The 20,023-nt window shown below is 65.1% G+C and carries 20 protein-coding genes; 4 read left to right on the plus strand and 16 right to left on the minus strand.

Features of this window, described 5'->3' with window-relative positions:
• The first annotated feature begins 44 nt into the window (after window positions 1-44).
• The 3 genes from AC07ZS_RS00265 to AC07ZS_RS00275 are packed head-to-tail and all read left to right on the plus strand — an operon-like array spanning window position 45 to window position 3,060.
• Complete coding sequence (locus tag AC07ZS_RS00265) at window positions 45-854, plus strand: IclR family transcriptional regulator (RefSeq protein ID WP_056272261.1); 810 nt, start codon at window positions 45-47, stop codon at window positions 852-854.
• Between the two features lie 30 nt (window positions 855-884).
• Entirely contained in the window at window positions 885-1,646 is a 762-nt protein-coding gene (locus tag AC07ZS_RS00270; protein ID WP_492437724.1) for an enoyl-CoA hydratase-related protein, read from the plus strand.
• A 1-nt stretch (window position 1,647) separates the two neighbouring features.
• Complete coding sequence (locus AC07ZS_RS00275) at window positions 1,648-3,060, plus strand: MmgE/PrpD family protein (protein WP_179190209.1); 1,413 nt, start codon at window positions 1,648-1,650, stop codon at window positions 3,058-3,060.
• 59 nt (window positions 3,061-3,119) lie between these two features.
• Here the strand turns inward: AC07ZS_RS00275 and AC07ZS_RS00280 are convergent, their stop codons facing one another.
• The 5 genes from AC07ZS_RS00280 to AC07ZS_RS00300 all read right to left on the minus strand — a co-directional run bounded on the left by AC07ZS_RS00280 (window position 3,120) and on the right by AC07ZS_RS00300 (window position 7,422).
• The gene (locus AC07ZS_RS00280) at window positions 3,120-3,947 is read right to left on the minus strand and encodes an alpha/beta fold hydrolase (protein WP_082586005.1); all 828 of its coding nucleotides are present in this window, start codon (window positions 3,945-3,947) and stop codon (window positions 3,120-3,122) included.
• Window positions 3,948-3,991: 44 nt separating this feature from the next.
• Window positions 3,992-5,224 (minus strand): acyl-CoA dehydrogenase family protein, encoded by a 1,233-nt coding sequence (locus tag AC07ZS_RS00285; protein ID WP_056278144.1) that lies wholly within the window; start codon window positions 5,222-5,224, stop codon window positions 3,992-3,994.
• 16 nt (window positions 5,225-5,240) lie between these two features.
• A complete protein-coding gene (locus tag AC07ZS_RS00290) occupies window positions 5,241-5,642 on the minus strand; it encodes a Zn-ribbon domain-containing OB-fold protein (protein ID WP_034694630.1) in 402 nt (133 codons plus the stop codon).
• A 5-nt stretch (window positions 5,643-5,647) separates the two neighbouring features.
• Window positions 5,648-6,817: an acetyl-CoA acetyltransferase gene (locus AC07ZS_RS00295; RefSeq protein ID WP_056278147.1), complete on the minus strand. Its 1,170-nt coding sequence runs from the start codon at window positions 6,815-6,817 to the stop codon at window positions 5,648-5,650.
• Between the two features lie 122 nt (window positions 6,818-6,939).
• A complete protein-coding gene (locus AC07ZS_RS00300; RefSeq protein ID WP_056278151.1) occupies window positions 6,940-7,422 on the minus strand; it encodes a MaoC family dehydratase in 483 nt (160 codons plus the stop codon).
• Between the two features lie 130 nt (window positions 7,423-7,552).
• Between AC07ZS_RS00300 and AC07ZS_RS00305 the strand changes: the two genes are divergently transcribed.
• Window positions 7,553-8,362, plus strand: coding sequence for an SDR family NAD(P)-dependent oxidoreductase (locus AC07ZS_RS00305; RefSeq protein ID WP_056278154.1), 810 nt, complete (start codon window positions 7,553-7,555; stop codon window positions 8,360-8,362).
• A gap of 8 nt (window positions 8,363-8,370) precedes the next feature.
• On the opposite strand, the gene AC07ZS_RS00310 is transcribed toward AC07ZS_RS00305, so the two are convergent.
• The 11 genes from AC07ZS_RS00310 to AC07ZS_RS00360 are packed head-to-tail and all read right to left on the minus strand — an operon-like array spanning window position 8,371 to window position 19,941.
• A complete protein-coding gene (locus tag AC07ZS_RS00310; protein WP_492437719.1) occupies window positions 8,371-9,885 on the minus strand; it encodes an AMP-binding protein in 1,515 nt (504 codons plus the stop codon).
• 14 nt (window positions 9,886-9,899) lie between these two features.
• Complete coding sequence (locus AC07ZS_RS00315) at window positions 9,900-10,766, minus strand: alpha/beta fold hydrolase (protein WP_056278160.1); 867 nt, start codon at window positions 10,764-10,766, stop codon at window positions 9,900-9,902.
• Window positions 10,763-11,458 (minus strand): transglutaminase-like domain-containing protein, encoded by a 696-nt coding sequence (locus AC07ZS_RS00320; protein WP_235501454.1) that lies wholly within the window; start codon window positions 11,456-11,458, stop codon window positions 10,763-10,765. Before AC07ZS_RS00320 ends, AC07ZS_RS00315 begins: the two co-directional genes overlap by 4 nt.
• A 13-nt stretch (window positions 11,459-11,471) precedes the next feature.
• Window positions 11,472-12,353 carry an SDR family oxidoreductase gene (locus AC07ZS_RS00325; protein ID WP_056278584.1) on the minus strand — a complete coding sequence of 294 codons (882 nt, stop codon included), beginning with the start codon at window positions 12,351-12,353 and terminating at the stop codon, window positions 11,472-11,474.
• 24 nt (window positions 12,354-12,377) lie between these two features.
• Window positions 12,378-12,812 carry a PaaI family thioesterase gene (locus tag AC07ZS_RS00330; RefSeq protein WP_056278166.1) on the minus strand — a complete coding sequence of 145 codons (435 nt, stop codon included), beginning with the start codon at window positions 12,810-12,812 and terminating at the stop codon, window positions 12,378-12,380.
• Complete coding sequence (locus AC07ZS_RS00335; protein ID WP_056278169.1) at window positions 12,809-13,285, minus strand: PaaI family thioesterase; 477 nt, start codon at window positions 13,283-13,285, stop codon at window positions 12,809-12,811. The genes AC07ZS_RS00330 and AC07ZS_RS00335 overlap by 4 nt, the downstream gene beginning before the upstream one ends.
• Window positions 13,282-14,343, minus strand: coding sequence for an MBL fold metallo-hydrolase (locus tag AC07ZS_RS00340; protein WP_056278172.1), 1,062 nt, complete (start codon window positions 14,341-14,343; stop codon window positions 13,282-13,284). The genes AC07ZS_RS00335 and AC07ZS_RS00340 overlap by 4 nt, the downstream gene beginning before the upstream one ends.
• A 2-nt stretch (window positions 14,344-14,345) precedes the next feature.
• On the minus strand, window positions 14,346-15,491 hold the full coding sequence (locus AC07ZS_RS00345; RefSeq protein ID WP_056278176.1) for an acyl-CoA dehydrogenase family protein: 1,146 nt from the start codon (window positions 15,489-15,491) through the stop codon (window positions 14,346-14,348).
• Entirely contained in the window at window positions 15,488-17,512 is a 2,025-nt protein-coding gene (locus AC07ZS_RS00350; RefSeq protein ID WP_056278178.1) for an ATP-binding protein, read from the minus strand. Before AC07ZS_RS00350 ends, AC07ZS_RS00345 begins: the two co-directional genes overlap by 4 nt.
• Window positions 17,513-17,537: 25 nt before the next feature.
• Window positions 17,538-18,335 (minus strand): crotonase/enoyl-CoA hydratase family protein, encoded by a 798-nt coding sequence (locus AC07ZS_RS00355; protein WP_069047281.1) that lies wholly within the window; start codon window positions 18,333-18,335, stop codon window positions 17,538-17,540.
• A 10-nt stretch (window positions 18,336-18,345) separates the two neighbouring features.
• Entirely contained in the window at window positions 18,346-19,941 is a 1,596-nt protein-coding gene (locus AC07ZS_RS00360; RefSeq protein WP_494796807.1) for a carboxyl transferase domain-containing protein, read from the minus strand.
• Window positions 19,942-20,023: the final 82 nt, after the last annotated feature.

The raw sequence follows: 20,023 nt of genomic DNA on the forward strand, positions 1-20,023 counted from the left end.
TGCGCGAATGCACAGGCATCAATACCCGCGCGGAGGCTTCTCCCATGGCCGTGACCCGCGTGCTGCGGCTGCTGCGGATACTGGCCGACCGCCCTGCTGGCTTGGCCCTGACCCCGTTGTGCTTGGCGTTGAATGCACCAAAAACCAGCGTACTCTCGCTGTTGCGCGGCCTCACGGCGCATGGCTACCTGCAGCGCAGCAATGACCTGTATGAACTGGGCCCCGAGGCGTTCTCACTAGGGGCATCTCTGGTGTCGGCCCGCTCGCTCGACGTTGTGGCCCTGCCCTTCCTGCGGGAGGCAGTGGCGCGATCCGGCGAGACCGCCCTGATCGCCAGAATCGACCGCACCGCAGATCGGCTCGTCTACAACCCGATCTTCGAGAGCACCCGGACGATTCGATACGCCGTGCCAGTCGGCACGACACGGCCGCTGTTTGCCTCGTCCGCCGGGCGCGTGCTGCTCGCGTTCCAGGAAGAGGCATGGCGGCGTGACTACCTGCGCCGGGCCGATCTGCGGGCCATGACCGAGCACTCGGTCACCGACCCGGCGCAACTGGCGCGGATCATCGAGGAAGCCCGGGTGAGAGGGGTGGCGGTCACATTCGGAGAAGTGACACCTGACGTTGCCGGCTTTTCGGCCCCGATCTTCGAACCTGACGGGCGCGTGAACGCAGCGCTGATCATCGCCGCGCCGATCGAGCGCGGTCGCGCCGTCGCCGATGCGCTGCAGCACCTGGTGATGGAACTCGCCGCAAGCATCTCGGGGGCACTCGGCTACCGTGCGGGACCGGAATCGCGTGAGGTGGCAACGAATCAAGCCAGACCAATGCCCCAGACCCGCCGCTCGCGGTAACAGGCACAAACTTCAAAAGGAGACACCCCCATGAACAATGAACTGCTTTACGAAGTGAACGACGGCATTGCCGTCATCACCATCAACCGGCCCGAGCGCCGCAATGCGCTGAATCGCGCCGTGCGCGAAGGCTTTTTTGAGGTCTGGCGCCGCTTCGAAGCTGACGGGCAGGCGCAGGTGGCCATCCTCACCGGCGCCGGTGACAATTTCTGCGCCGGCATGGACCTGGTGGAAGCCGCAGACACTCAACTGCGCATCCCGCCAGCGGGCTTCATCGCCGTGCTCGGCGACAACATCGAGGTCACCAAGCCCGTCATCGCTGCCGTGCAGGGCTATGCCTATGCAGGCGGTTGGCTGCTCTCGCAGATGTGCGACCTGTGCGTGGCCGACCAAACCGCCAAATTCGCCATCACGGAGGCCAAGGTCGGGCGCGGCATGCCGTGGGCCTCGCCGGTCATCCACATGCTGCCGCAGCGCATTCTGATGGAAGTCGCGATGACCGGCGACCCGCTGTCAGCGCAGCGCGCCTACGAACTCGGCTACATCAACCGCCTGATGCCCAAGGGGCAAGCATTGCAAGGGGCCAAAGAGCTGGCGACCCGGCTCATGGCCAATGCGCCACTGACGGTGCGCGCGGCCAAAGAAATGGTGCGCCTGTCCACCGAGATGGGCCGCACCGCCGCGCTGCGCGCCTCCAACCGAGCGTTTGATGCCGTCTACCTCAGTGAAGATGCCCTGGAAGGCCCGCAATCTTTCCGGGAAAAGCGCAAACCGGTCTGGAAGGGGCACTGAAATGAGCATGACCACAACCAGAAAACCCGCACCGTCGTCCGCTATCCAAATCGCTGACATCACGCGGGAACTGGCCGCGCGCTGCGCTGACCTGTGCTACACCGATCTCCCGGAGGACGTGCGCCTGCGGGTCCGGCAATGCCTGCTCGACTGGATCGGGGTGACGCTGGCTGGCGCGTGCGAGCCACTGGTTCACATGCTGGCCGAAGAAGCCCGTGAACAGGGTGGGCATGCCCAGGCCACCGTCGTCGGGCACGCCATGACGACCTCCAGCCGGCAGGCGGCATTGATCAATGGCTCGGCCTCGCACGCACTCGACTATGACGACGTCAACATGGCCTGCACCGGCCACCCCTCGGTGGTCCTGATCCCGGCCTTGCTCGCCCTGGCCGAATCGCGCGGCGCCAGCGGACGCGACTTCATGACGGCCTTCGCCGCCGGCTACGAAACCATGTGCCAGTTGGGGTTGGTGTGCGGCGACGCACAGTATTCCAACGGCTTCCACACCACAGCCACGCTAGGCACGCTCGGTGCGGCCGCCGCCTGCGCACGCTTGCTGCAACTCGATGCCGACGACACCGCGACCGCGCTGGGCATCGCCAGCACCATGGCGGCTGGGCTGAAATCGATGTTCGGCACCATGTGCAAACCCTTGCATGCCGGGCGGGCCAGTGCCGACGGCCTGCAGGCGGCCCAGTTGGCCGCACGCGGCTTCACCAGCCGTGCCGATGCGATTGAATGTCCGCAAGGCCTCATCGCCACGCACGGTGGTACCGCGTCGCTGGGAGCTGCGGTGGCCACGCCGAACGGCGGCTGGCATCTGCGCCACAACCTGTTCAAGTTCCACGCCGCCTGTTATGGCACACATGCCGCCATTGAGGCCGCGAGCCACTTGCGCCTGCAACACGCACTGCGGGTTGATGACGTGTGCCGCGTGACGGTGCGTGCCAGTTCCGCCTGCGAGGGTGTATGCAACATCGCGGAGCCGCGCACCGGGCTGGAGGCCAAGTTCAGTCTCCGTCACACGGTAGCGATGGCGCTGGCCGGGGTCGACACCGCCGGATTGGACGCGTTCAGTGACGAAGCCGTATACGCGCCCGAGGTGGTGGCGCTGCGTGATCGGGTGCAGGTTTTGCTCGCACCTCAATGCCCGGACCTCACCCTCAGCGAGGTGGTGATCGAGACTCAGAGCGGCACAGTGCTGCGCCAACGCTACGACAGTGGGCGCCCAGCCAGCGACCTGCTGGAGCAGCAGCAGCGCCTGGAGGAAAAGTTTCGCCTGCTGGTCAAGTCTGTGCTCATACCTGACGAGTGCGACGAGCTGATAGACCTGGTGGCACGGCTCGACGAACTGACCGACCTCTCGCCGCTGGCAGGCATGCTGGCTCGCCAAGCGTGCGCTGATCGACACTAACAGCGTTTATTGGTGCGGGCAGGCTGGCGTGCGGAAAAAAAAGAGACGTGCAATACCCCTCATTGGTCGGCGTTTTTGCTCTCCGCGGAAGGGCTGCGCCCAATGCGGCAAAACAAGCGCTGCAACATGCTCCTGGTCTCCCCACGGGCCAGCTGCTGCGGATGGTGACCAACTCCAGGCAGCGCCGTCACTTCAAGCGGCATCAGACCGTGGCGAAACAATGCAATCGCGCTGGGCCGCCAGCCATATTCATCGTCATTGCCGAACAACACGGAGACCGGACAACGCACTGCGGCAAGCTCGACGCTCATGTCCCATTGAAGTGCCTGCGGGCTGGCCCAGGGCTCGTACCAGCCCCAGAACATGGTGTCGGTGTTGTCGCCATGGTGGCGACGAAGTTTTTCGCGCAAGCCGTCTTGCTCAAACGCGCGCCGCGCGACGGCCATGGCGTCCACCATGAACTGATCCACAGCCATGGTTGGCGAGCAGGCAAAAACGCCGCATACCAGCTCAGGATGCGCCGCCGCAGCCAGCACCGACATGGCTCCTCCATCACTGTGGCCGAACATCAACGCCTTGTGGATTCCAAAGTGGCGCAACACCTCGCCAAGCACCGGCCCAGCCTCTTCACGCCGGTAGCTGGGCTCGCGCCCACCCACCAGACTCTCGGATCGCCCATAACCATACCGGTCATAGGCCAGCACCGGCCAGCCGCTGGCTTCGGCCAACACCTGAGGCAGGTCTTTCCAGGTGGTGATGCAGTCCAGACCGCCATGCATCATCACGATGGTCGGCTGCCCGTTGCCCACATCACCCCAGGTGGTGGCGGCCAGCCGATGGCCTCCCGCAAACAGTTCGTGTTCCTTCATTTCGTTCTTTTTCATCATGTCAATCTGCCTCCGGGTTGGGCATTGCAGAGGATCCACACAGCCTACAGGTCGGCCTGTCCAGTCAGCAGTTGGCGCGCGACGGTGCGGCGCTGGATTTCGCCCGTACCGTCGGGTATACGCATCACGCGGGCGAAGCGGTAGCCCTCTTCCAGGCGCAGTTCGTTGGTCAGGCCCATGCCGCCGTGGATCTGGATGCTGCGGTCCATCACGCGCCCCAGCATCTCGGTCGAAAATGCCTTGACCATACTGACCTGTGCGTTGGCTGAGCGGCCGCTGTCCAGGCGCCAGGCACAGTTCTGAATCATGGTCTTGGCAGCGTAGATGTCCATCGCGCTGTCGGCCAGCATGAGCTGGATGGCCTGGTGCTCGGCAATGGGCACGCCAAAGGTTTTTCGCACCTTGGCGTAGTCCACCGCCTGGTCCAGCGCCCAGCGGGCCAAGCCCAGGCAGGATGCAGCCATGCCCATGCGCCCGGCGTTGACGCCGTCCATGGCCACCGCCAAGCCGTGCCCGACGTCGCCGAGCCGGTGGTCGTCGCGCACACGCACGCCGTCGAGCACGATGACGCCGGTGTCGCCGCCTAGGTGACCCATGGTGTTGATGATGCGCGGCACTGAAAAACCTGACGCGCGCGTGTCGACGAAGAAACCGGTGACACCACCCTTGTGGCGCGCTGCGGCTTCGGGGTCGGTCAGCGCGAACACCATGGCGTAATCGGCGTAGGGCGAGTTGGTTATCCACTGCTTGGTGCCGGTGAGCACCCATTCGTCACCGTCGCGCACGGCGCGGGTTTGCATGCCGAATACATCGGAGCCCGCATCGGGCTCGCTCAGACCAAAACACAGGGTCTTGTCGCCGCTGGCGATGTCGTCGCGGTACTGCGCGAAGATGTCCGGCTTCAGATGCCGCAGCACAGGCGACAGACCGTTGGTGAAGGGCGAGGGCAGCACCACCGTCTGCACCAGCGGCTGGGCCGGACCCACGCAGTGGTTGAGGCTCTCCTGCACATGGGCCATGACCTGCGCGCCCTGCCCGCCACCACCCAGTTTTTCGTCGCCGAACAAGGTGTAGAAGCCCAGTTCCGCGGAGCGCTTGCGCACCTGCTGGCGCAGCGCCAGCGCCTCGGGCACATAACGGCCGCTGGCGTCGAACAAAGTGCGTTCGCTGCCCAGCAGATCGTGGTGGCGCTGCTGCAGTGGCAGCACTTCGCGCTCCACGAAGCGCAGCACTGCCTCGGCAATCGCCACGGTATCGGGATCGATGGTGAAGTCCATATGGGAAACCTCGGCGCTACAACAGCCGGAACTTCGGCAGCGTGACCTCGTCGGTCACGTCGTCGTACTGCACCGTCACACGCTGGCCGATGCGCACCGCCTCCACATCGTCGGTGACGATGTTGGTCATCATGCGCGCGCCCTCGTCGAGGTCGATCACCGCCACCACGTAGGGGGTGTCGGCCTTGAAGGCCGGACCGGCCGGCCGGCGCGCGATGGTGTAGCTGTAAATGGTGCCGGTGCCGCGCGCATCGACCCATTCGACGGCGTCGGAATGGCAGTGCGGGCACAGGACGCGCGGATAGAAATGGTGCTTGCCACAGTCATGGCAGCGCTTGAGTGTCAGGCGATGTTGTTTCAGGGCGTCCCAATAGGAGCGGCTCTCGCCATCGATGACGGGCAGGGGTTTGTCGTACATGGTGTTCACCGGGTGGAGAGAATGCAAGTGGCACCGCTGGAGAGCGTGCCGCCGGTGCCGTGGACCAGCGCGGTCACGGCGTCCTGGATCTGGCGCGGGCCGCATTCACCGCGCAACTGGCGCACCGCCTCGATCAGCAGGAAGATGCCGTACATGCCGGGGTGTGCGTAAGACAGACCGCCGCCGTTGGTGTTAAGCGGGAATACACCGCCCGGCGCGGTGCGCTGGTTGGCGACAAAGGCTCCACCCTCGCCACGCTTGCAAAAGCCCAGCGCTTCGAGCGTCAGCAGCACGGTGATGGTGAACGAGTCATAGACCTCAACCACGTCAATGGCGTCATGCCGGATGCCCGCCATGGCAAAGGCGTCCCGACCGGCCACTTCGGCGGCCGTCAGGCGCGCTAGGTCGGGCATGGCGGCGATGGTCCAGTGGGTGTGTGATTCGCCGTAACCGCGCACGAACACCGGCTTGCGACCGAGCGCCTTGGCGTGCTCGGCGGTGGTCATGACCAACGCGCCACCACCGTCGGTGACCAGACAGATATCGAGCAGGTGCAGCGGGTCGGAGATCATCGTGCTCTGGAGCACATCCTCGATCGACAGCGGCTCGCGCATGGTGGCCGCCGGATTGAGCGCCGCCCACTTGCGCGTGGCCACCGCGATCTCGGCCAGGTTCTCGGAGGTGGTGCCATATTCGTGCATGTGGCGCTTGGCCGCCATCGCATAGCCGCCCACCGGCGTGGGCATGCCCCAAGGCGTCTCGTACTGCATGGTCAGCACCGCCGGGCGCCCGGCGAGGTTGCGGCTCATCTCGCTCTTCTGCAGGCTACCGTAAGTGATCAGCGCCACCTCGCAGCGGCCAGCCTCGATGGCGGTGGCGGCATGCGCCACATGCGCCTCGAAGGCCGAGCCGCCGATGTTGGTGCCGTCGACGAAGCGCGGCGTAATCCCCAGGTACTCCGACAGCGTCACGGTCGGCAACTGGCCCGGACCGGGCACCCCCCACATACCGGCGGTCAGCAACCCATCGACTTCGTGCATGGCGATGCCGGCGTCCTTCAAGGCGTCGCGGGCGACCAGCGCCTGGGCCTGCAGGACCGACATGGGCGCAAGGACCTTGCCGTCCTTCAGTGGCAGGTCGGCAACGCCGACGATCACAGCTTCTCGTTTTGTCATAGTTGGAAGTTTCCTAGTGTTGAATATCCCGGTCCACCCGGTCTGTACTGTTGATCCGGCCCTTTGACGTCGCGAGTCGTAGACGGGCTGCCACAGGCAAACGACTCACGAAAGTTCAAAATTCATGGAGCCGGAGCAGCAGGCAAAAAAGTAATGGTTTCAGTGAAGTCGGCAATGGTCTCGCCACGCTGATTGATCACCAAATGTTGCAACTCCATCAGGGTGTAGCCGCGCGAGGTCGTGGGGAGCAACCGGGCCTCCCCTTCGACATGAATGGTGTCGCCCGGAAACAGCGCACCGCGCAGGCGCGCCTGTACGCCGGTCATACCGCCGAACGGGCCGACTTCGTGGCCTTTGAGCGTGCCCTTGATGATGCCCGCCACGTAAGTCGCCAGCAGCCCCATGCCTAGCGAGATGACCATCGGGCCGGGCGCAAAGCGGCTGCGATGCGATCCGGTCATGTTCTCCCGGATGTACTCCATGTCGATGAAAAATGGTTCATGCAAGCCGACCACATTGACGAAGGTGACGATGTCGGTTTCGCTGATGGTGCGCCGGTGCGTCTTGAAATGATGCGACTTGGCACTGTCGGTCAGCTTGGTCATTTTGAAGTCCGGTGATGGATGGGGGGTGGTGATGGATGAAAGTGGTCCTCTGCGGGCAATCCCTCGATCGGCCTGTCCCGCTGTTTTGACAAAGTCGGGTTTTTATGTATCCAGCGCCGGAGAACAGCGGATGAACCCAGCACCCTTGACTGGCGGTCCACTTCAGGGCCAGATCGCCCTCGTCACCGGTGCCACGGCCTTCATCGGTCGTGCCATAGCGCTGGAGTTGGCGCGGCGCGGCGCGCACGTGGTCGTCAACGGCCGCAATCCCGAAGCCGGGCAGGCGGTGATCAACGAGATCGCTGCGAACGGCTACAGCGCCACGTTTGAACAAGCCGACCTGACCAATAGCGATGCGGTTCATGCCATGGTGGATCGAGTTGCCGAGCGCCACGGTCGCCTTGACATCCTGGTGGCCAGCGGCGCAGATGCCAGTGCCGACTTGCCGTTCTTTCGCCTTTTCAAGGAAATGCGCGACGGCGGCTTCGACAACTACATCCGCGCCCACTGGCTCACCCGCGTGTATGCGATCCAGGCGGCCGCCCGCGTCATGGCACTGCACGGTCGCGGCAAGATCGTCGCGGTGGGTACCGCCGCGGGCCGCGTGGCCACGGTCGGCGAATCTTTCATTGGCGGTGCCACAGGCGGCATGATGCAAATGTGCCGCGTGCTGGCACGTGAACAGGGGCGCGACGGCATTCGCGTCAACGCGGTGGCGATGAGCTACATCTGGGATGCCGAGCCGCGCTGGGGTCCGGGCTCGCCAGCGCTCGAAGACGGCCATGGTGCGGGCATGATCGAGAACCCGCGCAAGCGCATGCTGTTTCCAGTGCATTGCCAGAACATCGCCAACTCGGCGGCGTTCTTGGCCGGACCGGAGTCCGATGCCATCACCGGCCAGACGCTCAGCGTCAACGGCGGTTTGAGCACACCGGGCTGACATGGCCATCAGGCGCCACCGTGCGCGGCCTTGACGGCCGCGCGGTCAATGCTATCGGCACCGCCCAAGGGGAGTGCCGATACAAACACCACGTGCTTGGGTTTTTTGTAGCGTGCGATGCGACCGCCCACAAACTCGATCAACTCCTCGGCACTCAGCGTGCACCCCGCCTTCAGCACGCAGACAGCCTTGACCGCCTCGCCCCACTGAACGTCCGGCACACCGAGGACCACCACCTGCGCCAGCGCCGGGTGCTCCATAATGACCCGCTCGACTTCAGCCGGATAAACGTTCTCGCCCCCCGGCTTGATCAACTCCTTGGCCGGTGAACGCCCGCTGTACCAGAGGTAGCCCTCGGCATCGACGCGCCCCATGTCGCCCGTGTGGTGCCAGCCGTTGCGCAGCGTGAAGGCGTTGTCTGCTTCACAGCGCCAGTAGCCCTGGAACACCATCGGCCCCCGCACCACAATTTCGCCGGTGGCGCCTGTGGGCAACGGGCGGTCCAGTTCGTCCACCACCGCGACCATGTTCAGCGCGGTGGGACGCCCGGCGCTGCCGGGGCGCTCGTCAAATGGCGCCAGGCTGACCGAGCCCGAGGTCTCGGTCTGGCCGTAGGCACTCCAGAAGGTCGCCTGGGGACAGGTGGTGCGCAAGCGCGCGATGGTCTCGGGCACATCGATCCCCGACACCACGCGCAACCTGGCCAGTGAAGAGCCTTGGGCGGCTGCGGCGTCCAGCAGGGCACCCAGCATCGGTGGAAAGGTGCCGATCAGGCTGCCCCCGTCCTCGTCGATATGTTTGACCAGACTGGGCGGATCGAAACGTGTCAACAGCAGCGTCGCCCCGCCCGCCTGCTGCGTGGCCAGCATGAAGCCGATGGCGGCCACGTGAAACAGCGGCAAAACGCCCAGATTGACGTCCGTCGGCGTCAGGTGCCAGGCCAGTTGCGTCTGCAGGCTGGCGGCAATCAGGCCGCGGTGCGAGAGCAGCGCGCCGCGCGGCCGACCGCCCACGGCGGCGGTGTGGATGATGAGCAAACCGCTGTCGTCGGCCAGACCGGGCAGATCCGCCGCCTGCGTATCGCACTCCCGATACAGCTCACTGACGGGTTGCCATGGCGCTGGCGCGGCGCCCAGCGTGTAGCGCAGCGTGTCGTCCAAACCGCGCTGCGGCAGCAGGGCCTGGAATTCATCGGCCACGATCAGCACCCGCGGTGCCACGTCCTCGATGACATAGGCGACCTCCTCGGCCGACAGCCGCCAGTTGATCGGCACCACGATCGCGCCCAACTGGGCTGCGGCGCCGAACAGATCGACGTATTCCAGGCAGTTGGGGGCCAGTATCGCCAGCCGGTCACCCTGGCCCACGCCTGCGTCCGCCAGACCGGCTGCCAGGCGCGCTGTGCGCCCGGCGTACTGGGCGTGCGTGATCCGCTGATTGCCGAACACCAGAGCGGTGTTCGATCTGTACAACCGCGCGTTGCGGTTGATGAGATCGTGCAGCGTAAAAGATCGCAAACTCATTTCAGGCTCCTGGTTCAGATTTCACCCGACGGGGACTGTGTCGACGGCATCACTTCGTGCAGAAACGCCGCCACGCTGGCGGCGAAGGCGTCGTTGGCATCACCAGCGATCATGTGACCAGCACCCTTCAGATCGATAAAACGCGCCCGCGGCAGGGTTTGCACCAGGGCGCGCGCATCTTCTTCGCTGATGACGTCGCTGCGCTGGCCGCGCAGCAGCAAAGTGGGCGCCTGCAGGCCGCGCAAAGCGCGCTCGTAGCCGTCCGCATCGCGCCGGTGGTTGTGGTTGGCCTCGCTCATCAGTTGCGGGTCCCAATGCCAATTCCAGAGACCTTGCGCATTCATGCGCAGGTTTTTCTTCAGCCCCTCAACCGGTCCTTCCATGGGTCGGCCCCGGTAGGCGGCGATATGCTGGGCGGCCTCTTCAAGTGACGCAAAACCATCGGGCCGAGCCCGCATGAAGCGCACGATGCGCTCGACACCGACTTCTTCCATGCGCGGCGCAATGTCCACCAGCACCAGCGCGTTGATCGGCGGCGCATCGGCGCGGCCCACGGTGGCCATGCTGATGAGGCCACCCAGCGAGGCACCGACCACCGCCAGCGGTGTGCCCAGTTCGCGCCAGATGCAGCACATGGTGTCGGCCAGCGTCTCGATGCGGTAATCGCCATCCTTGGCCCAGGCGCTGTCGCCGTGGCCCGGCAAGTCCAGCGCCACGGTGTACCAACCCGCATCGCCCAGCACCTGTGCCGCCTTGCCCCATGCATGGCGGGTTTGCCCGCCACCGTGCAGCAGCAACACCGTGGGCGCGCCGACTGGGCCATAGACGTCGGCCACCAGAGAGCCACCGGCAAAGCCGGGAAATTCCCGGCGCGTCGTCATGATGACGGCCCCACTTCCTGGGCGAAGTCGGCCCCGCTGTCCGCGGTCTGTCCCCAGTCGGCGAAGGTTTTGTAATGTGCGCGCCAAGAGGCCAGCAGTTCATCGCGCGGCAAGTCGGCGTAAGTGCCGTGGTCGTGCACATACTCCATGTGCCTGCGGCCGCTGACATCGAATTCATGAAAGACCGAATCGGCGCGGCCATCGAATTCCAGTGGATGGATACCGGCCTTCTCGCACAAGGAGCGGTTGAAGGCGGGCGTGGCCTTGAGCCACTGCCCGTCAACCCACAGCTCGGTGTAACCGTGAAAGACGAACAGATCGGTGCCCATCATGTCTTGCAGGCGCTTGCTGCTCAGGTGGTTGCGAACGTCGGCATAGCCCAGCCGTGCCGGCACGCCCAGGACGCGGGCTGCCGCTGCCAGCAGCGCCGCCTTGGGCACGCAAAAGCCACGCCCGGCCTCGATCACGCGACTGCCCTTCAAACCCTCGACCGTGGTGTCAAAGCAGTAGGGGTCGTAGAGAAACTCGTCACGCACGGCGTAATAGAGCTTGACTGCGATCTCGCGCGGCGCCATGGCAGGGTCGGCCACCCGGTGCGCGAACGCGATCACCGCCGAGTGATCGCTGTCCACGTAGCGGCCGGGCGCGAGATAAGCCGACGGATCGTTCGAAGGGGTGATTGGGGTTTGCATAGTCACTTCCATGTCATTGATCCTTGACGCTCAGGCACTTTGGCGGTTCGGCCAGCGCAAAGCCATTGAAGGGTTTGGATCGATCATGAGCCTGCAATTTCCAGGTCGGTCGGGCATTGGGCACGCCACCATCGACCCGAATGCAAGAACCCGTGATGAAAGCCGCCGCCTCGCACAGCAAAAACACAATCGCCGCCGAAATCTCGGCCTCGGTGCCATAACGTTGCAGCGGCACCTTGGTCTTCAGGCTGCGCAGTTCGGCCTGCATCTCGGGGCTGTAGGTATCAAAGCCGCTGCTGGCAATCCAGCCCGGTGCCACGGCGTTGACACGCACGCCGGCGCAGGCCCATTCGCAAGCCGCCGTCTCGGTGAACGACAGCATGCCGGCACGCGCCGCACCGCTGTGCGCCATGGTCGGCATGCCGCCCCAGATGTCGGCGATGATGTTGACAATGGCGCCGCCATGGAACTCCATGGACTGGTTGAAGGCTTCGCGCGCCACCAGGAAGCCGCCGGTGAGGTTGCTGCGCACCACCGCATCCCAGCCCTTCAGGCTGATGTCCTTGACCGGCTGCGGGTACTGGCCACCCGCGTTGTTGACGAGACCATCGATCTTGCCGTGCTGTGCGATCACGTCGGCGATCATGGCCTTGACGCCCGCCTCGTCGCGAATGTCGCAAGCGTGGATACTGGCCCGGCCGCCGGCCTGCGTGATTTCAGCTTGCACAGCTTCCAGCTTCTCGACGCGGCGACCGACAAGCGCGACGCTGGCCCCTAGGTTGGCCAGTTCGTGCGCGGTGCAGCGGCCAATGCCACTGCCACCACCGGTGACGATAACGGTTTGACCAACAAACAGGCCAGGGCGGAACACGGAACGGTAGGTAGATTGAGACATGATGGACATTTCCTTTCTGCACCCTCAGGCTCGCAGCATGAAATTGCCGTGGCCAAGGGCGATGGGCTTATCGGGGCTGGATTGCCATGCCTGGATGCGCAGGTTCGCCACACGCTGGCCCAGCTTGACCATCACGACGTTGGCATAGGTGTCCTGCGGACGGCCCGAGCGCAGGTAATCAATGTTGAAATCGATGGTCTTGGGCAAGTCCCGGCTGTCCATGTGCCACAGCAGGTAGAACAATCCGGCGCATTCCAGAAACCCTCCGGTGGCACCGCCATGCAGAGCCGGCAGCATGGGGTTGCCTATCAGTTTTTCCTGGAAAGGCAAGACGCAGGTGAACTCCTCGCCCTTGACATCAATGCGCAGGTCCAGAAAACGCGCAAAGGGCACCGCCTGGATCACTTCGCTCCAGTCACCCTGGGCGCGCGCATGGTCAATTTGTTCGGTCCATTTCATCGTGGCACATCCTCGTTGCGCAATACCGGTCGCCCGGAAGTAAACATGTAAATGCCGACTGCGGTGGCTATTGGGTCGTCCAACGTGTCGTGGTAAGCGGCGCCACGGACGAACGCCAGTTCTGCAGTCAACTTGTAGCAAACGGCTCCCCCCAGAATCGCCCGCCCGGGCGTCGCGGGCTTGAGGTAGTCGATGCGCAAGTCCAGCGTGGCCATCGGCCGTATCTCCGGCAGCTTGACGAAAATCGCGAATCCGAGCGCGGCGTCGAGCAGCGCAGTGATGACTCCGCCATGCAAAACCCTGGTCTGCGGATCGCCCACCAGTGCTTCCTGGTACTCGACTTTGAGCACGCACCAGTCGGTGTGCACCGCGTGCGGCAGGAAGCCCAGTTCGCGGTTATACGGCGACACATGGGCGAACTTTTGCCATCGCTTGGCGATTTCTTCTTCTTTGATGATGTGTGTTTCTGTCATCTCGACATGTCTCCAGACAAGGTGAGGGTGGGCTCTTCGCTGGCCGCCGTCACCGGATACCAGCGGGTCGCGGCTGGCGTTTCTTCATGGCGCACATGGCCGGCACGCTGCAGCCACAGCAGGTGCGCCAGGGTTTCGCCCATGGCCAGGTAAGCATGCAGCGGGTCGCTCTGCGCGCCATAAACGGCGTAGCCGAGTTCGGTGGCATTCATGCCCCCCTCGCCCAGACGCGCCAAGAACTTGCGCAGTGCCCTCTGGTGGTGCGCCACCAGTCCATGCGCGCGCTCGACCCCGGCGTGGTAGACGCCGTGGTGGGCTGGCAAGACGTACTCGATGTCCAGTCCCGCAATGGTGCGCAGGCTATCCAGGTAACGTGGCAGCGGATCGGTTTCGCCATAGGGCCAGACACCAATGTTGGGTGTGATGCGCTCGAGCAACTGGTCGCCCGTGAGCAGCAATTTCAGCTTGGGCTCGTACAAGCAGATTTGGGCAATGCTGTGTCCACCAAGCACCAGCACGTCGAAAGCATGATCGCCGATGTGCAAGGTCTGGCCGGCTTCGAGCGGCTCGACGCGAGTCGGCACGGCACAGGCCATATTGCTTTGCAACACCCCGCCCACCACCTGATGCGCATCTTCCGGCGCCACCCCATGGCGGCACATGAAGTCGATACAGTAAGCGCGGTCATCGATGCTGACCACGTGCGTCTGCCGCGCCACCGCCACCTCCTCCTCGCGCATCAGGATCGGAGCCCCGGTGCGCTCGTGCAGCCACACCGCCAGCCCGAGGTGGTCGGGGTGGTGGTGCGAGACGATGATGCGCGTCAAGCCAGCCGCCAGCGGGCCTTCCAATGCGCGCAGCCACAAGGCCCGCGCCGCCTCGCAATCGGCACCCGTGTCGAATAGGCACCAACCCTCGCTGTCGCGAATCAGGTAGATGTTGACGTGGTCGATGCCATAGTCCACCGGCAGCGTGAACATCAGGATGCCGGGCAGGACCTCCTTCAGAGGCAGCTCGACCAACCCGTCAATGACTGAAGTAGCTCGAGAGGTGCTCATGTTCACAACCGTTTCGCCACTTCTTCGAGCATGACCTCGGTGGCACCGCCACCGATAGCTTGGACGCGTGCGTCGCGCACCATACGCTCGATCGCGGCCTCGCGCATGTAGCCGAAGCCGCCGTGGAACTGCTGGCAGTCATAGACCACATCGTTGACCAGCTCGCCGCACAGCGCCTTGACCATCGACACCTCCTTGACGCAGTCGCGCCCCTGCGCGTCCAGCCAGGCCGCGTGGTAAACCAACTGGCGGGCCGCCGCCACCTGCGCTGCCCGCATGGCCATGCGCTGGCGAATCGCCTGCTTGTCCCACAGCGTGGCGCCGAAGGCCTTGCGCTCGCGCACATAGGCCAGCGTCAGCTCGATCGCGCGTGCGGCCTCGCCCATCACCTGCGCACCTAGCACCATGCGCTCGTTCTGGAAGTTGCGCATGATCTGGTAGAAGCCCTTGTTCTCTTCGCCCAGCAGGTTGGCGGACGGCACGCGGCAGTCCTCGAACACCAGCTCGGCGGTGTCGCTGCACAGCCAGCCGCTCTTGTTGAGCGCACGCCCGACCCGAAAACCCGGGGTGCCCTTCTCGACGATGAAGATCGAGATACCGCGCGAACCCTTGGCGCTCGGATCGGTCTTGGCGGCGACAAAGTACACGTCGCCATGCACGCCGTTGGTGATGAACATCTTGCTTCCGTTGATGACCCAGTGCTCACCGTCGCGCACCGCGCGTGTGCGGATGCCGGCCACGTCGGAGCCGGCATCGGGCTCGGTGACCGCCACAGCGCAGATCTTCTCGCCACCGATGATGGGCGGCAGGTAGCGTGCGAGCTGCTCTGGCGTGCCAAAGTTGGCCAGGTGCGGCGAGGCCATGTCGGTGTGCACCATCACCGTCACGGCGAAGCCGCCGTAAGTGGAACGGCCGAGTTCTTCGGCCAGGATGGCGCTGTACACGGTGTCGAGTTTCGAGCCGCCGTACTTTTCGTCGTAGCGTATGCCCAGATAGCCCAGTTCGCCCATCTTGCGCAGCAGCGCGCGCGGCACCATGCCCTGATCTTCCCAGAGCGCGGCGTGCGGCACTACTTCCTGCTCGACAAAGCGGCGCAGGTTGTCCCGGAACTGCCGGTGTTGCTCGTCAAAATAAATCGGCTCGTTCATTGCTTTTCCTCGGATTCGATTGTTTCCATGATCGCCAGCACATCACCACCGCGCACCGCGTCGCCGACGCGGCAACGCAGCTCGGCCACACGTCCCGGCGCTACCGCGCTCAGCGTATGCACCATCTTCATAGCTTCCATCTGCACCAGCGTGTCGCCCGCGTTCACACTCATGCCTACACTGACCTGCACCTGCGTCACCAGACCGGGCATGGGGGCGAGCAGGAGATTGCCGCCCAGCTCATCGGCACCCGCCGCGCCCTTGAGTGCGCGCTGCCAGCGATCGAGCCGGCGCCAGGCCCACGTACCGCTCAGGCCAGAGAGCCACACGCGTTCGCCTTGCTTGGCGTGCTGCTCCACCGCCACCGTGAAGCGAACCGTCAGGCCGTCGCACTGCAACGCCAGGGTGTCGCCGACCAATACCGCCGCCAGGGTCAACTCCCGATCGCCGACGCACACACGCCAGCTGTCACCCTGCGGCGAGACGCTGACTTCATGCACGCAGCGCTGCTCGTCTTCGAGCAGCACCTGTGTGCTGCCAGTGCCACTCCCAGCGCCGGCCGCGCGCCAGGCCCCGAGCGACTGCCAGGCCGAGCGCCCGGCCGTCGCCTGTTTGATCAGCACGCCGTGCACGGCGGCAGCCGCGATGGCCAGCCCATCGTCCGTGCGCGGCTGCCAGCCTGTGGGAAAGGCGCGTTCGATGTAATGTGTGGTGAGTACTTGCGCGAAGTGGTCATGGCGCAGCAGATCGGCCAGAAAACCGAGGTTGCTGTGCACGCCGAGCAGCACCGTGTCGTCCAATGCCGTGGCGAGCCGCCGTGCGGCGGTCGGCCGGTCGTCGGCATGGGCAATTACCTTGGCCAGCATGGAGTCGTAATAAGGCGTAACGTGACTGCCGTTGCGCATGCCGCTGTCGACCCGAACGCCCTCGCCGCGCGGCTCGCGGTAGTCGATCAGGGCGCCGATCTCGGGCGCGAAACCCGCCGCCGGATTCTCCGCGCAGACACGCGCCTCGATCGCGCAGCCGCGCTGCGTCAGGTCCGGCTGGGCGAAGCCGAGCGGCTCACCAGTGGCCACCCGCAGCTGCCATTCGACCAAATCGATACCGACCGTCAACTCGGTCACCGGGTGCTCGACCTGCAGCCGGGTGTTCATTTCCAGGAAGAAGGTGTCGCCGCTGCGGCTGTCGTGGATGAACTCGATGGTGCCGGTGCTGTCGTAGCCGATGGCGTGCCCGATCGTCAGCGCGTGCGAAAACAGGGCCTCGCGCACGGCGGGAGGCAGGTGTGGCGCGGGCGCTTCCTCAATCACTTTCTGGTGGTTGCGCTGGATCGAACATTCGCGCTCGAACAAATGGACCAGATGCCCGTGCTTGTCGCCCAGCAACTGCACTTCGAGGTGGCGTGGCTCGTCGAGGTAGCGTTCCAGCAGCACGCGGTCGTCGCCGAACGAAGCCTTCGCTTCGCGTCGCACGGTATCCAGCGCGGCCGAGAAGTCAGCCGCGCTGCGCACCACCCGCATGCCCTTGCCGCCGCCGCCGGCCGAGGCCTTGATCAGCACCGGGTAGCCGATGCCCCCGGCCGCCGCCTGCAAGACCGCAGAGTCCTGGTCGTCGGCGTGGTAGCCCGGCACCACCGGCACGCCGGCTCCGAGCGCGATGCGCTTGGATTCGATCTTCGAGCCCATGCGCCGAATCGCTTCGCGCGAGGGGCCCACAAAAATGAGCCCGACGGCTTCGCAGGCGTCAATCAGGGCCAGGCTTTCCGACAAAAAGCCGTAGCCCGGATGGATGGCCTGCGCACCGGCGGCACGCGCCGCGGCCACGATGGCAGCGGCATCAAGGTAGCTGCGCGCGGCCTCCGGCGCTCCGATGCGCACGGCCGTATCGCACAGGGCCACGTGCAGCGCCTCGCGGTCGGCGTCGGAATAGACCGCCACCGTGCGCAAGCCCATGCGGCGCGCGGTGCGGGCGATGCGGCAGGCGATCTCCCCGCGATTGGCAATCAGGAGGGTGTTAAACATCAGTCGCACGCCTTCATGCCAACACTCAGACCTGCCGCCACACCGGCAGCCGCTTGCCAAAAAAGGCTGCAATGCCGTCGCGCCCTTCTTCGGTTTCCCAGGCGTCGGCCAGCTTGTCAGCGGTGTAGATCATGTTGGTGGGCAGATCGTGCGCCTGCACATAGGCCACCAGCTTCTTGGTGGCCGCCACCGCGCCGGGCGCGCACTGCAGCAGGTCGGCGAGTTCGCGTTCAATGGCCGCGTCGAGCTGATCGGCCGCCACCACTTCTGAGAGCAGGCCCAGGCGCTGCGCCTCTGCCGCGCTCATGCGGCGCGCCGTCAGAAAGGTGCGCCGGGCGTTGGCTTCACCCATGCGCGCCACAACGTAGGGCGCGATGTTGGCCGGCAGCAGGCCCAGGCGCACCTCGGTCAGCGAGTAGATGCCGGTATCGACCGCGATCGTGATGTCACAGACAGAGATCATGCCGACGCCGCCGCCATACGCGGGGCCATTGATGCGGCCAATGACGGGCATAGGCAGCTCGTTCAGGGCGCGCAGCATGAGCGCCAGATCGCCGCTTTCGCCCACGCGCTCGGTCCGGCTCTTTTTCATGTTGTCCTGCATCCAGCCCAGGTCACCACCGGCGCAAAAGGTCTTGCCGGTGCCGGTGAGCACCACCGCGCGCACGCCCGGCGCTACGGCCAGCCAATCGACGGCACGGCGCAACTCGCTGATCAGGGTGGCGTTGAGCGCGTTATGAGTGTCGGGGCGGTTGAGCGTGAGGCGGGCCACGCCGCGCGCGTCGACGACCAGTTGCAGGGTCTCGTAGGTGGGGGTGTTCATAGAGGTTCTCTTACATGCGGTAAACAGGGGTTGCCGTACTCGGCAACGCACGGCGCGCCGCCAGCGCCAGCGCCAGGCCCAGCACGTCGCGCGAGGCCGAGGGTTCGATCAGACCGTCGTCCCACAGCCGGGAGGTGGCGTAATAGGGATCGCTCTGGCGCGCGTACTGCTCGCGTACCTTGCGTTCGATATCCAGCAGCCGCGCCTCATCAGCCGGGCCGCGCAGGTTAGAGCGCGCCAGCTCGACCATCACGTTGCTGGCAATGTCGGCGCTCATCGTGGCAACTCTGGCACTGGGCCAGGCGAACAGGAATTCGGGCTCAAAGCCGCGGCCGCACATGCCGTAGTTGCCGGCGCCATAAGAGCCGCCAACCACCAACGTGAGCTTGGGCACGCGCGCGCAAGCCATGGCATACACCATCTTGGCGCTGTGCTTGGCAATACCGCCACGCTCGGCCTCGGTGCCAACCATGAAGCCGGGGATGTTCTGCAAAAACAGCAGCGGTACTCCGCGCTGGTTGGCCAGCTCGATGAAATGCGCGCCCTTCAGGGCCGACTCGGACAGCAGCGCGCCGTTGTTGGCGAGGATGGCGACCGGCTGGCCGTGGATCGCGCCAAAGCCGGTCACCAGCGTATCTCCCCACAACGGTTTGAACTCGTGGAAAGCGCTGCCGTCGAGCAGCCGCGCAATGATTTCGCGCGCGTCGTAGGGCTGTTTGGGGTCGACCGTTACGACGCCATCGAGCTCAACCGGGTCGTAACGTGGTGCGCTGGGCGGCAGCGGCGGCACCATGGGCGGCTCGGGCGGCAGGCTGGCGACGATCTGACGCAGCATGGCCAGCGCCTGATGCTCGTCCTCGGCCAGGTGGTCGCTGACACCGGAGACACGGCTGTGCATCTCCGCGCCGCCCAGGGTTTCGCCGTCTACCACTTCGTTGATCGCGATCTTGACGATGGACGGGCCACCCAGATGAATGCGTGCGTTACCGCGCACCATCACCACTTCGTCCGACAGCGCGGGAATGTAGGCGCCGCCCGCGGTGCAACCGCCGAACACGGCCGAGAGCTGCGGCAGGCCAGCCTGCGACATGCGGCACTGGCGGTGGAAGCTGTTGCCGAAGTGGTCCTTGTCGGGAAACACGCGGTCCTGCTCCGGCAAAAAGGCGCCGCCGCAATCCACCAGGTACAGGCAAGGCAGGCGCAGGCGCTGGGCAATCTCCTGCGCCCGTATGTGTTTTTTAACGGTTTCATGGAAGAACGAGCCGCCCTTGACGGTGGCATCGTTGGCAATGAACATGCAGGGCCGCCCGGCCACCATCCCGACGCCGGTGACGATGCCCGCACCCGGCACCTCGTTGCCATACTGATCCCAGGCCGCCAGCGGCGAGAGTTCCAGGAAGGCGCTACCGTCATCGACGATGAAGTCGATGCGCTCGCGCACCAGCAGCTTGCCGCGCTCGCGGTGGCGCTGGATGTGCGCGTCGCGCCCGCCGGTGGCCACCTCGGCCAGGCGTGCGCGCAGAAGAGCGATCTGGCCCGCGTGGTGTGCAAGGTTGTCGCGGAAGCTCGGACCTTGCACATCGACCAGCGTTTGAATCACGGACATCCTGTTTCGTCCTTTGAAGCGCGGTCAGACCGCGGCGTAGCCACCATCGACCACCAACTCGGCACCCATGACGGTGGACGAC

The organism is Hydrogenophaga sp. GW456-12-10-14-TSB4 (genome assembly GCF_059424305.1).